The organism is Microcoleus sp. Pol17C6 (assembly GCF_036701145.1).
Classification (GTDB): Bacteria; Cyanobacteriota; Cyanobacteriia; order Cyanobacteriales; family Microcoleaceae; genus Microcoleus.
On sequence record NZ_JAUBQH010000048.1, the window covers coordinates 36,702 to 50,706 of the forward strand.

Here is a 14,005-nt window from a genome sequence, read left to right on the forward strand (position 1 = left end):
AGACTTATGACTGACAAATTTGACGTATTGGTAATAGGTGCTGGCGCGGCGGGTTTGTACACAGCACTTTGCCTGCCAGAGCATTTGCACGTGGGCTTGATCAATAAAAATACCCTGCCTGTTTCTGCCAGCGATTGGGCTCAAGGAGGGATTGCCGCGGCGATCGCCCCTGAAGATTCGGCAGCACTGCACGTTCAGGATACACTGGCTGCAGGAGCCGGTCTTTGCGATTTGGATGCGGTGAAATTTTTAGTTGAGGAAGCTTCGGCCTGCATTGACTCCCTAGTGAAAATGGGCGTTGCATTCGATCGCACCGGCCCCGATTTAGCCCTCACCCTAGAAGCAGCCCACTCCCGCCGCCGAGTTCTCCACGCCGCCGACACTACGGGCAAAGCCGTTATCAGTACGCTGACAGCAAAAGTATTGAGCCGCAAAAACATTCAACTCGTATCTCCTGCCTTTGCTTTGAGTCTGTGGCTAGACGCAACCGGGCGCTGCCAGGGGATTAGCTCGATTTGTGGCTCACGAGTCAAGTGGCTGCAGGCCAAAGCCGTGGTGCTGGCGACAGGCGGCGGCGGACAGGTTTTTGCTCAAACGACCAATCCGTCGGTAAGTACCGGGGACGGGGTGGCAATTGCGTGGCGCGCCGGGGCGCTGCTGCGAGACTTAGAATTTGTGCAGTTTCACCCGACGGCACTGAGCACAGCGGGCGCGCCTCGGTTTCTCATTAGCGAAGCGGTGCGGGGAGAAGGAGCTCATTTGGTTGACAGTAAGGGATATCGCTTTGCTTTTGACTCTCACCCCAGCGGGGAACTCGCCCCTAGGGATGTTGTCAGCCGCGCTATTTTCCGCCACTTGCAAAAGACGGGGGAACCTCATGTTTGGCTGGATTTGCGCCCGATTGCGGTCGATCGACTGCGCTACAGGTTTCCCAATATTATTCAAGTGTGCGCTGACTGGGGAATTGATATTTTTTCCGAACCGGTGCCGGTGACGCCCGCAGCCCATTACTGGATGGGAGGGATTGTCGCTGACAAGTTCAACCAAACTTCGATTCCGGGTTTGTACGCGGTGGGAGAAACTGCGAGCACGGGGGTACACGGCGCTAATCGGTTGGCGAGCAATTCGCTGCTGGAATGTCTGGTTTTTGGGGCGCAGATGGGACTTTTGCAGCTAGAAGGTGGAACGCCCGAGGCATTCGCCGATCGGTTCGAGGCGGGGGAAATCTTGGAAAAATCGATTTCTGAAAAGGACATTGAGGCGATCGAAAAGTTGCGGGTCGAATTGCCGAATTTGGTGTGGCAGAGTGCGGGAATTTGCCGGGGACAACGCGATTTGGAAAGTGCGATCGTCCAACTTGAGATTTGGCGGCAAGAATTTGCTTCGTTGCCTTTGAGTCAAACGCTTGATAATTTACGGCCCGGACAAATTATTGATTTTTCCCCTGCTGAGGCGGAGAATAGCTCGATTTTGCGAAATTGGGGAGAAGTGGGGAATTTATTGGATATCGGCTATTTAATTGTCAAAAGTGCTGCGTTTCGCACCGAAAGTCGCGGCGGTCATTACCGAGTGGACTATCCCCTCACCGATCCGGATTGGTGCAGCCATACTTTAATTAACCAATCGAATTGGTACAAATCTCCGCGAATAGAAGATTGAAAATTTATTGAAAATTTAGGGTCAGCGCGTTCCCGTACCGTCACTTTCGGGGCTCCCGTTCGGGGGTGGTTCGTATTGTTTTGGGTCATTTGGAAACCTAGAGGTTTGTGCAACTGTCAAAACTCTCGGCGTCGATGGCGTCGGAGTCTTGCCCGTGCTACGGGTTTTTGTTAAGTTGCTAGTTGAGTTGCTGGCAAGTCGAGCCGCATTTGCGGTGCCGACTATATTCACTTGCAGGCAGGCAGCCAGGGTTGCCGTTGTTGTGAGCTTAATCAAAGTACGCATAGTATTCACAGCCTTATTCAAATCACCGCAATAGATCCACGTCTGTACCACCTATTATATCTGTCAATTTCCGTATTTCCACTGATATCTTTACATTTACTTTAATTAACTTTCATAAGTTTACATAAACTTTTTTACATTAAGGCTTTTTGGCGATTTGAATTTGGTTTCAGGTTGTGATTTATTTTAATATTTTGTAACATTTAGATAAGACGGCAAGTTGCTCTCATAAGTTTTATATTTTGCTAAATCTATCTAATGGCAGATGACAGATATAAGAATTTTAATTTGTGTGATTTTAGATTTTAGATTTCACTACTTTGGACATTTTTTTGAACGGTTTCAAAAAGCTTAGAAGCCTTACAGTTTAAGGAGGGAGCTATTTTTTTGGGTTAGCTGCATACGGGACGCCTGAAATAATATCTACCTTACAGCCCAAGTAGGGTTTGAAGTATAAAAATTACTCAAATTATGTCTGAAATAATTGATATTTTAGATGAAAAAATAGAAGAAGTACAAATGACTTATCAAGATTGGAGTGGCGACTTTACCTACAGTTGCATTATGTTTTTAACTGGTATTAATTAATATAATAAAAGTGATATTGATTTTTCCCCCGTTCCTTAGCACGATACATCGCAACATCGGCATTCTTAACTAAAATCTCTGGCTCTTGACCGTCAATGGGATATAAACTAATGCCAATACTTGTAGTTACAGAAACTGTATTTTCTTCTAAAATAAAAGGCTGCATGATGGCGTCGCAAATTTTTTCCGCTACTTTCGCAGCTTCCTCGCGACCTGGAATTGCGGGCAAAATGACTGTGAACTCGTCGCCGCCCAACCGCGAGATTGTATCGCTACCACGCAAGCATTTTTTGAGCCTACTGGCAACTGTTTTTAAGAGTAAATCGCCCACATTGTGTCCGAGATTGTCGTTGATTGACTTAAATCCATCTAAATCTAAAAACAGTAAAGCTACCAATTCTTGAGTGCTGGAGGCTATTTCTAGAGACCGATGCAAGCATTCGTAGAACCTTTGGCGGTTGGGCAAACCGGTAAGGGCATCGTGATAAGCTTGGTGGCTGAGTTCAGCGTTTTTTTGTTCTAGGGCATTTGCCCGGAGTTGGCGCTCGGTAATATCTCTGATTGCTCCGACTAAAAATAGGTTGCCGGCAGCATCTTTATGCAGGGATCTTTTAGTCGCAATCAGATGCGTAATTCCGTGAGCGTCAGTAAAATATTCTTCATTTTCTCGCGGCTGGTGAGTTTGCAATACTAATTCGTCTTGCTGCCAAAATATCTCGGCTTCGGCTTGGGGAAATAATTCGTAATCGGTTCGGCAAGTTAAAATTTCTAAAGGATAGCCAATAAACCGACAATATGCCTGATTCAAAACAACGCAGCGGTGATTTCGATCTTTGACAAAAATCGGGTCGGGAATTGTATCGATTAGCGATTGTAAAAATTCTTTAGACCGTTTTAATTCTTCTTGCAAGTGAGCCAGATAACCCACAACAGCAGCACCAGAACCCAAAAGACTGAGGATGGGAGGAATTAACGGTAGCCACCAACCGGCTAAAAAGACTAAGTATAAAGTGGCACTCAGGCCGAGACAGATACTGGATAAACAATAAGCCGATCGACCAAGCGATCGCAAATTCCAACTCACCTTTGCTCCCGCCCAAGACCAAAGTAAAATCCACAGCAACTCCGCAGCCTCTGGCCAGACATTGATAGCCCCGCGCCCGTCGAGGGCCGCACTCAAAATTTGGCTCAAGAAATGAGCCTGAAGCTCGACTCCCGGTATTTGCTGGGGAGGACCAAACCAACCGGAACTGTAAGCATTTTGGTAAAAGTCTTTGAGGCTGGGGGCATTTGAGCCGATCAAGACAACGCGCGATCGTACAAAATCAGCGGGTACTTTGCCAGAAAGCACATCGCTCATCGATGCAGTGCGAAAACTGCCTCGCGGGCCGCGCAGGTTGGTCAAAATTTGATAGCCACGGCTGTCCGATCGAACGTAAGCACCGTCATTCGGTTGAAAAGGCCGAAAAACCCCCTTGCCTAACTGCAAGTATTTAGGATTGACTCTTGCTCGTTGAGGGGAAATCCCTTCAGTTTGAAGGTAAAGCAAAGCCAGTCTGAGTGCAAAACTTTTATGAGTTTTGCCGTCTCCGGGCCAAGCGTAGAGCAAAGTTCGCCGGACTTTTGAGTCAGCGTCGATGACAACATTGTTGAAACCGATTCGATCGAGCTGGTCAAGTACCGGAGGTGGCCGAACTCCGAACCTGGTTTCGTCTGGCATCAACTCAATGCCGATTAAGTTGGGAATATTTTTAAAAGAGTTGACCAATTCGGCGTTACCCGGTTGAGTTGGCAAATCTCGGTAAACGTCGAGGCCGATCGCCCGCGGCTTGCCAGCGTGCAATTTTTGCAGCAATTGGGCCAATACAGCATCCGAAATTGGGTAGCCGTATTTTTGCAAGTCAGCTTCCTTAATTTCTACAATGACGATGCGCGAGTCAATGGGTTCGGCCGGCCGCCAGCGCACAAACTGGTCGAAAGCAGCCCATTCCCACACCTGAAAAAATCCGAACCAGCGCATTACAATCACCGTACTAGCAACGGCACTCGCAGTAATCAATACTCGGCGTTCTCGATCGACCCATTTTTTGATAGTTTTTAGCATATTTTGGGGATTTGGGCCTCGCCCTTTGAGCCTCTAAACTACTACTACCTATAGGTTTTACATCTCCAGGGCGATCGGCTCAGTCGATTTTAGATTTTAGATTATCCAATTTTTTGGTTTTTCGGTGCGGGCGAGTCGATTTTAGATTTTAGATTTTAGATTTTAGATTTTAGATTTTCCAATTTTTTGGTTTTTCGGTGCGAGGGGGCTGCAAGAGTAGAAACCGGGTTTCGCAACCAAAATATGTCATTTCAACAATCCTTCTGGAAGCAGAAACCCGGTTTCTTGCATTTTTATGTAAAATTTTTAGTAGTTATTCGCCCATCTAAATAGTAGAGACCCACAACTTGTTTTATTTTTTTTCGTTCTAACTAATTTTTACTATTTTTTTATTGATTATAGATGCAGGATTTTAGATTGATTTCGCAGCACGAGCCAACGATAAACTAAGTTAAAAGCCAGGATATTTCCTGCCCATCAATCTAAAATCTGTCATCTAACATCTCCCAATTTACTGTTAGTTTTGAAAGTTGCGCGGACCGGTGTAGCCCGATAAATCAGCGAGTTTATCCAAAGATTGTGTCCCCGCATAAAACTGACCATTAATCTCCCAAGTCGGGAAACCTTTAACATTTGCAGCAGCAGCTTGGCAAATTTCAGCGCGGGAATTTTGCCCCCTGGGATCGCATTCAAAATAATCAATTATTTTGGCTGCTTCTTTGCCGAACAGCATTTTTTGGTCGTGGCAGTGGGGACACCAGTAAGCGCCGTACTCTTTAGCGCCGATTTGTCGGAGGTGGCGGGCCAAAGCAATTTGTGCCGGGCCGGAGGTTGTAGTGACGGCAGGGGCTGCAAGTCCGGGGGTAGAGACAGTAGGAGCAGGTGAGTTGACACTGTTATAAAGTCCCAAGGCGCCGATCGAACTCACCATTGCCACCAAAATGCCTGTAAACACCAACTGTCCGATATCTTCCCACTCGCGCCCGACTAGCACCAGCACAAACAGCGACAGCGAAAATAAGGCAGAAGTGATGCAGTAAATGCACAGTTCCTGAATTTCAAAAGCCATCAAATACATCAAATAGCTGCTGAAAATTACCATCGCAGCAGTGATGATAAATAGCGCTTGCCAAGTGTTTTTTTCTAGTTGAGAGTGCAGTCCTTTATTGGTGGCGGGATTTACCGCTTTGGGAGCCAATGCCAGGATTGCTATGCTCAGGTAAGCCAGACAACCTAACAAACTTAAAGGCACTGTGCCAAAGAGTGTAGCGTAGGGACTGTTAAGAACTTTGTCGCAGCCGCTGGTGGGACAAATGACCGAGCCATTGGTGAATTTAGCGATCGTGAGATAGGCCGTTTCTACGACGCCTATGGCTGCGATCGCTGCCATCACAGTCCTAGACCAGCGATGAATCCAAGGGGTTGAACGTCGGCGAATCATTTTTTGATTTGGTAATTGATAATTGGGACGTTGAAAGAATAAGGAATTTGGGCAACTAGCAAGGTAAGGGTTTTAACGGATTTAACGGATGGATGTTGAGGGAAGAAGTCAGAAGTCAGAGAAAAGAAATCTATCCATGTATCCGTGACTTCCGTGTCGTGAATCAAAGAAATTGGGAATTGGTGATTGATAAGTGTTCTTTTTTCACTGTTAGCTCTTCATTTGCAGCTATTACCGATTACCCATTACCCCTTCCTATTTTACGTTTTACTTGTGACTTTGCCCGGTTCCGGTGTTGGCCCTCTTGAGCCATTAGCATCTCTATTTTCCTGTTCGCGCTCTTTCTGTGACAAGCTGCGGCGGGCGGCTTCTACAAACTGACTGACGCGGATCGGATCTATAGGCTGCTCGATGCGGCCGTTTCGTTTCAGGGAACTCGATACGATTACGCCGTCAGCGGCCTGCATGAGGGTGGAAATGTTTTCCCACGAGGCGCCGCTGCCGATGAAAACAGGAATTCCCGCCGCTGCTGCACTCGCAAGTTCTAAGTCTTCGAGATTGGGAGGGCTACCAGTTGTCCAGCCGGAAAGGATTACGGCGTCGGCTAAAGCTCGCCCGATCGTCTCTTGGACGGCTGTGGTCAAGTTCGGGCTGCCTAGGGGTCGCCCGTGCTTGACTAACACGTCTGCTAATATTTTGACATCGCTGCCCAATTCCCGGCGGTAGCGCAGAAGCTGGTGAGCTTGGCCTTCAATTAAGCCTTGGTCTGTAGCCATGATGCCGTTAAGGACGTTGACGCGGATGAATTGAGCTCCTGTGCAGGAGGCGATGGCGATCGCGCTTTGAGCGTCGTTTCGCAGCACGTTAACGCCGATCGGCAGCGTCACGAGATTTGTTAGCCTCTCGACTACCAGAGTCATGGCACTTACCACAGCCGGATCTACGCTGTCTTTGGCAAAAGGAGCGTCGAAAAAGTTCTCGACAATGATACCGTTTGCGCCACCAGAAGCCAGCGCTGTAGCCTCTTGCTCGGCTCTTCCGATAATAGCTTTGAGGTTTCCGCCCCAGCGGGGAGAAGTTGGCAAAGGCTGTAAATGTACGACACCGATTATGGGATTCGGCGTTTTGAATATTTGTTTTAAGTCCACGGATTTTCCTGAAACCACCAAGTTCACTGACGGCTGACGGCGGATTTTGACGGTATATTCTAGAATTCTATATCCACGGGGGCGATTCGGTTGACTTAATCGGGTCGCCAAGTTGCTCAAACCCCGCAGCCATAACAGTTTAGATTTTAGATTTTAGATTTTAGATTTTACATAGGCGACCTACTCACCTCACTTAAAGACGGATACTTGCTTCTAGACAGGAGTCCTGGAAAGCAAAAAAGTTTAGATTTTAGCGAGATATCCCAGATTCATCTGTAGAGTCAATGCTTTAATCTTTAATCTAAAATCGACTGACTACAATCGGGGTTGAAAGCTTGACAGCAGTTGCATTCTTTTTTATACCTTGGTGTCGGCAGGGGTTTATCCTTCTCTATCGAGGTTAAGTGGTGAAACTTGTTCTCATAATTTTGGCTGTCACCGCAGGATTGGGGGCGGCAATCGAAGTGCTGCTGCGGGTGCTGCTGGGTTTTGGTAATCCCTTGATTTATATTGCCGATGCCGAGTGCGGCTATTTGTTGGCGCCCAACCAGAAGGTGCGTCGCTTGGGCAACCGCATTGAGATTAACGAGTATTCGATGCGTAGCCCAGCGATCGCCCCGATACCCCCTCCAGAAACTCTGCGCGTCTTGCTGTTGGGAGATTCTGTCGCCAACGGCGGTTGGTGGACACATCAGACAGATACCATCTCCGAAATTATGGCTCGGAATTTGAGACTGCAAGTACAGAATCTGGCGAGCACTCCACAATTAGGTTCACAAGTCAACTATTTAAATTTTGAAGTTCTCAACGCCTCAGCCAATTCTTGGGGGCCGAGGAATCAACTTGCTTACGCCAAGCGGTTCGGTGTTTTTGGGGCAAATGCTGTGGTGTTGCTGCTCAATACGGACGATTTTTTTGCATCGGCTCCTTGTCCTCTGGTTGTGGGTCGCGATCGATCTTACCCGGATCACAAACCCCGATCGGCTACGCTAGAGTTATTGAGCCGCTACCTGCTACCTGCCGTGCCAACTCCCCAATTGGCAGCACCCAGAGCCACAAGCGGCGATGTAGTAGGCTGCAACTTAGAAGCTATTCGCCAAATCCAGAAAATAGCTGTATCCGCCAACGTCGAGTTTTTGCTAGCCGTCACGCCCAAGCGAGGCGAACTCGGCGGCCCGGGCCCTCGCGACTGGGAAGTCAAAGCTAGAGCGCGTCTCGCCGAACTCGTAGAAACAGAGAAAATTACTTACATAGATTTTCTTCCCATTTTCAATTGTGCGGCCGAATTTCCAACTTTGTATCGAGACAGCATTCACCTGAGTCCTCAAGGAAATCAGCTAGTTAGCAAAACCATCAGTCGTCAAATAGTCGCTCTTTTTTGGCATAAATCGTGACTTCACCTAAAGACGGATACTTGCCCACGACTCCTGTTGTCGAGAGCAAAAAAGTTGAAACCTTAGTTCAAGCCCCCAGATTCATCTGCAGAGTCAATCTAAAGCCTAAAATCGTTCGACTGAGCGCAACTCCACGCACGCGCTCGCCGAACTTCTCACGCCGAATTGTCCAATCTCAAATCGACTGATATCGAATCCGGTTGCATGGGAACAGTTACCGTCTTCAACGAACAACAAACCCAAACTGTAAAAGCACCCGGAAACGACAGGATTTGTCTCGATTTAGCTAACTTGCAAAGTAGACTCTAGCTCTTTCGGATACCAAGCTTGACCGTCGAGAGCCATTTGCTCTATCACACTCGCAAGCCGCAGAGCTTTGAGAGCTTGTTCTCCTCCGACAGAAGGCTGATTTCCACCCCGCACGCAATTAATAAAATGCTCCAATTCGGCGTGGAGCGGTTCAATATTGCTGGTGTAAACTTTCTCTATCAACCCATCTTGACGGTATAGCACCTGACCGTAATCCGTCACGTAATTGGCGGTTGTTTGTCGGTGAATCAAGATTTCGTTGTTGAGAAAATCTGCCTCTGTCAGAGAATTCTTGCAGTGAGCCACGATTGAACGGAGTTTGCGGTGCGTCACCTTACTGGCAGTCAGGGTGGCGACAATGCCGTTAGCAAAGTTCAACGTCGCTGTCACGTAGTCTAAATAACCTGAATCTGAGGCCCTGCTGCCGCTGGCCGTCAGCTTCACCACTTGGGAATCTGCCAATTCCAAAAGCAAGTCGATGTCGTGGATCATTAAATCCAAAACTACCGATACGTCGTTAGCCCGCTGGGAATAGGGACTCATCCGGTGAGCTTCCAATGCCAGTAACTCTTCAGTTTTCAGCACTTTGCCGAGTTCCTGAAAAGCTGGATTGAAGCGCTCGATGTGACCCACTTGTAAAATCCGGTGGGCCTCAGCAGCCGCGTTGACCAAAGATTCGGCTTCGGCAATGCTAGCCGCGATCGGCTTTTCAATTAAAACGTGAACACCCGCTTGGAGACAAGACATCCCCACAGGGTGATGCAGGCGAGTTGGAACGGCGACGCAAACTGCATCTACGTGGGCGAGCAAATCTCGGTAGTCTTCAAAGAAGCGAACCCGGTATTTGCTTGCTACATCTATTCCCCGCTCTACATTTATGTCTGCAACACCCACGAGTTCGATATCTTTTAGCAAGCTCAGAACTCGCGTGTGATGCTGGCCCATATTGCCAACCCCAATCACCCCAATGCGGAGGGGTTCAGGTTGACTTCGCTGGGCGAAAACGTTTGCGTATCCCAATGACATCCTATCTAGCACTCCTGGATTCTCCTCCACCACCACAGGAATCAAGCCCCTTGGCTTCCCTCAGCTACTCACAGCCATCCAGATAGTACCACAGTCAAACTATTTGTGAAGAATTTCTAAGTTCAGTTGCGATTATCGCATCAGGCAATTAAGCAGAAGCTAGTCATACACAAGGGTAGAATACAGGGGTCAAATGTCTGGAAATTGCGTATTGACAAAAATTTTTAAATGTGTATGCAAAGCGGGACGATCGCCTGCTGCATCGCCAGAACACAAACCCGTCGGAATATTTGGCGATTACGATCAAATATTTTTCTAGTTTGTGTTCAAAAGTAATAGTGAAAGTCATAAATTATACAATTACAACAGGTGACGCATCCGTATTAGCTCGGTTGTTTACATTCGGCAATCTTTGACTTCAAAAAAATTTACTTTAAGAATGCGGATAATTACGGGCGATCGCTCACTCAAATAGACTAGACTTACGTCAATAGTCCCGACTGTTTTTAGTTCCTAGTCTGAAACAATCGATTTTCCGTTGGTAGCTCGATGGCAGCATCGCCTTGAAACCCATATTATACGCTTGGCAATCAAAAACAGTCCGAAGTATTGTTAGGTAAACATTAATAAAAAAAACAATGAGTCACAAACTAAGGCCCAGATTAGGAAGTGCGATCGCTAGCACCATTTTAAGTTTGTTTTCAGCCGTGTCATTGGTAGAAGTTGACAAAGTACAAGCCGCCGTACTTACCTACAATTTCGATGTGGACAATGGTAGTACAGCTAGCGGTTTTTTTAAGTTGAATAACTCCTCGCTTACAGGAATAGGATTTGAAGAAATTGCCGTTTCCGAGGGAAGATTGGAACGATGGGAAAAAGATTACAATTTGGCAGGGGCTACAGCTTCTTTTGAGCAAGGAGCTTTTCGCGGACTGTATGCAAGTGGCGGCTACAGTGTGATGAATGAATATATCAGTCCTCCAGACGAACCAGGAGGGCCTTTTTACTGGGTGTATGAGAGCTACGAATCTTGGTCTATGGGATTGAGATATTTCTCGTGGAGTCACGAGACTGTGTACAGATACATGAACTATCAATCATATATAGACGATGGATTGCTCATCGTCGATAGCTATATTCCATACTCTAGAGGGTGGGGGTACTCTGATGTTTCTTACACCCTAGTGAATACCGAAGCCGAACCAGTTCCCGAACCTCTCACTGCTGGGGCGGCAGCTTTAGCATTGGCAGGTTTAAGCTGGTTAAAACACAAGAAAAAAATGGCAGCTTGAGGTGCCCTGGCACATCAACAATTAAGCACTCAGAAGTCACTTTTCCAAGAATATTCGAGTTGCAAAATTTTGCTCCCGATTCGGAGAAAGAGCTCTGGCTTTCAAAATCGCGGCTACCAAAAACGCATAGGACAAAACTCCCACCAACGCCAGCAAAAGTACGCTGGCTGCTCCTGACGCATTCCACAAAGCGTGAAGTGCCGAAGCGCTGAAATAACCTACGCCCAAAATAGGCCAGCGCTTCCTGGGTTTGAGGGCGCTCAAACCGATAAAATATCCCAAATAGCCGCTGTAAGCCATGTGTCCGGCGGCGGAACCCAAAATGCGGGGAATTAGCAACTGCAATCCTACTAATTGTCCGGCGTCGGGCCCTGCTTGCAGGGTGACATTTTGGATGACATTGGGAACGTACTGTCCCAGAGTTTCTAACAGTGTAAAGCCGACTGCCGAGGCACTTCCTAACAGAATTCCGTCTAAAGGTTCCCAAACGCCGATTCGATCGCGCCACGGATTTCGCAGCCAATTTCCCAGCAACATCGCTCCCAAAACGGGCAGGGCTTTCAGCAATTCTTCCATTAGACCCGCCCCGAAAAACATTCTGGTCAAAAAAGGCAAAAAACTGATTGCTTCGCCTTCGGCTGGCAGGCGACCGGGCAAAATTTCTCTAAATACTAATATAAATCCAATCAATAGGGGGCTGATCACAATCAGGACAGTAGCTAAAGCCGAACCAAGCAATACCCACCACGGTTTGTGTTTGCCGCACAGTTGATAGATAAAGTAGTAAGCCGCACCGGCGAGGTAAGCTGACAGCAGCAAGTTGAACGCTGCAGAATTGCCAACGGCGACAAACATCGACACGACAACAATAACTGTGGCAATACCTGGATATAAGTAAGCTTTTTGGCTTAATTGTTTGCCCGTCGAGGCGATGGGGAATAATTGAGTTAAAGTGAGAGCATCTTTTTCGCTAGCCGCAAAATTGCCTGTTTGTGGTGCTCTTAATCCGGGTTGATTTTGGTAAGGGGTTACGGGAGATTCAAATATAAATTCAGGGCCGTCAAGGCCGAGACTGATGCGATCGCCTGTTTCTAAAGTTTGGCAGCCAGAGAGCTTTTTTCCGTTGATATAAGTTCCGTTAGCGCTGTTGAGGTCGCAAATTTCCCATCTCGTCAAAGTACCCTGAGTTAGGGGACGGATCATGGCGTGGCGACGGGAAACCATGCCGTGACCGATCGACTCTAAAGCTATTTGACAATTGCGATCGCGTCCGATGAGCAATTCCCCTTCTTCAGAAAGTTGGTACTTGGATACTGGGGTTCCTAGAGCGTCTTTGGCTGGCACTTGTCGCAGAAATCCGATTTCATTAGTCATGAGTTATGAGTCATTAGTCATTAGTCATTAGTCATTGGTCATGAGCTCGCGAGCTGTTAGCTGATGTTATTTTTGAGCAGTCTTTATTCCACAGTTATTGGTTGTTAGCTGCTGACTAATTACTAATTACTAATTACTAATAACTGCTGACTAATGACTAATGACTAATCACTCTGCTTATAGATTTGCCCTGGCATCCTGAACGGCTGCATAGAAAAATATGCCAGTTAGCGGTACGCTCAAGGCGAGGATGATGCCCGTGACTAAATTGCCAAGTTGAGCTTCTCCCGATGACAGCTCAAAGATCGAGCCGACTGCCGCGATCGCAGTGATGCACGAAAGAGCTAAGAGTAAACCACTTTTCGGAGTTCCTGCCATCATACTGATTTTACTGCCTTTGGCGAAAATTTATGCTTGACTAATGCTTCATTCAGTGCCAGCTTGTTTTCTACTCTGTCTACAAACAGCACTCCGTTGAGGTGATCCATTTCGTGCTGAATTGCCCTCGACAGTAACTCTGTTGCTATCAGGGTTTGTGGGCGGCCGTATTCGTCGCGGTAGGATACTTCAATGACTTCTGGGCGTTTGACTTCTAAATAAACTCCCGGAATGCTCAAACACCCTTCTTGCAAGATGCAAATATCGCCGCTGCTACTTTTGATGGTGGGGTTGATCAAAACAATTGGGGGTGTGGCGGGGTTTTCCGGGTCACAGTCGAGGACAATTACTTGTTTGTGGACTCCGACTTGGGGGGCTGCCAAACCGATACCGTCGGCACTGTACATGGTTTGCAGCATTTCTCGGACTAGCTGCCGAATTTCTGCATCGACGCTTTTGACGCGCTTGGCTGGCTGCCGCAGGACGCGATCGCCTAATGTGTGTATTGTTAGGGGCGGTTTTTCTAACTTTTTCTTTTCAATCAAGACCTGAGCCGTCATAGAACCTCGCGGGATGTTTGGAAAGCCCCAACGAAAGCTGTTGGGGAATGAAATTGGAACCAATACTATTATTTCCAATATTAATCTAATTTTAACTCCTCGCTCCTGTTGTCCCCCGCTATAACTGTACCCAGTGTCTTCGGCGGGATGAAAGGCAGGGACATTGTAGGTACGGAAATCTCCAAATCTTTATTTTTGTAGATATTTTACTGGAATATGTATAATACAGTAAGGAGGTAATGAAATGCTGCATACTGCCATCAAGGTTCGACTTTATCCAACAGTAGAGCAACAAGCCCTACTGTCTCAGCACTTTGGCTGTGCCAGATGGTGGTGGAACTATGGTCTAAATAAGTCAATTGAGACTTATAAAGAAACGGGTAAAAGCCTTGGTCAGTCAGCACTCAATGCCTTTTTACCAAAACTAAAGAAAGCCGAAGAAACACT

The 14,005-nt window shown here is 47.2% G+C and carries 12 protein-coding genes; 4 read left to right on the forward strand and 8 right to left on the reverse strand.

Features of this window, described 5'->3' with window-relative positions:
- Positions 1-6 precede the first annotated feature (6 nt).
- Entirely contained in the window at positions 7-1,659 is a 1,653-nt protein-coding gene (gene nadB, locus QUA25_RS21225; RefSeq protein ID WP_333041113.1) for an L-aspartate oxidase, read from the forward strand.
- A gap of 21 nt (positions 1,660-1,680) precedes the next feature.
- Here nadB and QUA25_RS21230 read toward each other — a convergent pair whose 3' ends face one another.
- The 4 genes from QUA25_RS21230 to btpA all read right to left on the reverse strand — a co-directional run bounded on the left by QUA25_RS21230 (position 1,681) and on the right by btpA (position 7,225).
- Positions 1,681-1,944 (reverse strand): hypothetical protein, encoded by a 264-nt coding sequence (locus tag QUA25_RS21230; protein ID WP_333041115.1) that lies wholly within the window; start codon positions 1,942-1,944, stop codon positions 1,681-1,683.
- Between the two features lie 580 nt (positions 1,945-2,524).
- Entirely contained in the window at positions 2,525-4,636 is a 2,112-nt protein-coding gene (locus QUA25_RS21235) for a CHASE2 domain-containing protein (protein ID WP_333041117.1), read from the reverse strand.
- Positions 4,637-5,153: 517 nt separating this feature from the next.
- A complete protein-coding gene (locus QUA25_RS21240; RefSeq protein ID WP_333041119.1) occupies positions 5,154-6,077 on the reverse strand; it encodes a vitamin K epoxide reductase family protein in 924 nt (307 codons plus the stop codon).
- Positions 6,078-6,337: 260 nt separating this feature from the next.
- On the reverse strand, positions 6,338-7,225 hold the full coding sequence (gene btpA, locus QUA25_RS21245) for a photosystem I biogenesis protein BtpA (RefSeq protein ID WP_333041132.1): 888 nt from the start codon (positions 7,223-7,225) through the stop codon (positions 6,338-6,340).
- 407 nt (positions 7,226-7,632) lie between these two features.
- Here btpA and QUA25_RS21250 point away from each other — a divergent pair, with 407 nt between their 5' ends.
- On the forward strand, positions 7,633-8,619 hold the full coding sequence (locus QUA25_RS21250) for a GDSL-type esterase/lipase family protein (RefSeq protein WP_333041121.1): 987 nt from the start codon (positions 7,633-7,635) through the stop codon (positions 8,617-8,619).
- Positions 8,620-8,901: 282 nt separating this feature from the next.
- Here the strand turns inward: QUA25_RS21250 and QUA25_RS21255 are convergent, their stop codons facing one another.
- Positions 8,902-9,954, reverse strand: coding sequence for a Gfo/Idh/MocA family oxidoreductase (locus QUA25_RS21255; protein ID WP_333041122.1), 1,053 nt, complete (start codon positions 9,952-9,954; stop codon positions 8,902-8,904).
- Positions 9,955-10,592: 638 nt separating this feature from the next.
- Here QUA25_RS21255 and QUA25_RS21260 point away from each other — a divergent pair.
- Complete coding sequence (locus QUA25_RS21260; RefSeq protein ID WP_333041123.1) at positions 10,593-11,246, forward strand: hypothetical protein; 654 nt, start codon at positions 10,593-10,595, stop codon at positions 11,244-11,246.
- A gap of 36 nt (positions 11,247-11,282) precedes the next feature.
- Here QUA25_RS21260 and QUA25_RS21265 read toward each other — a convergent pair whose 3' ends face one another.
- The 3 genes from QUA25_RS21265 to def all read right to left on the reverse strand — a co-directional run bounded on the left by QUA25_RS21265 (position 11,283) and on the right by def (position 13,558).
- Positions 11,283-12,620, reverse strand: coding sequence for a PrsW family glutamic-type intramembrane protease (locus QUA25_RS21265; RefSeq protein ID WP_333041125.1), 1,338 nt, complete (start codon positions 12,618-12,620; stop codon positions 11,283-11,285).
- 177 nt (positions 12,621-12,797) lie between these two features.
- Entirely contained in the window at positions 12,798-12,998 is a 201-nt protein-coding gene (locus QUA25_RS21270) for a hypothetical protein (RefSeq protein ID WP_199292547.1), read from the reverse strand.
- Positions 12,998-13,558, reverse strand: coding sequence for a peptide deformylase (gene def / locus QUA25_RS21275; RefSeq protein ID WP_190659061.1), 561 nt, complete (start codon positions 13,556-13,558; stop codon positions 12,998-13,000). Before def ends, QUA25_RS21270 begins: the two co-directional genes overlap by 1 nt.
- 244 nt (positions 13,559-13,802) lie before the next feature.
- On the opposite strand from def, the gene QUA25_RS21280 reads away from it, so the two are divergent.
- Positions 13,803-14,005 (forward strand): helix-turn-helix domain-containing protein (locus QUA25_RS21280; RefSeq protein WP_333041128.1); only part of this gene is annotated, 203 nt, incomplete at its 3' end.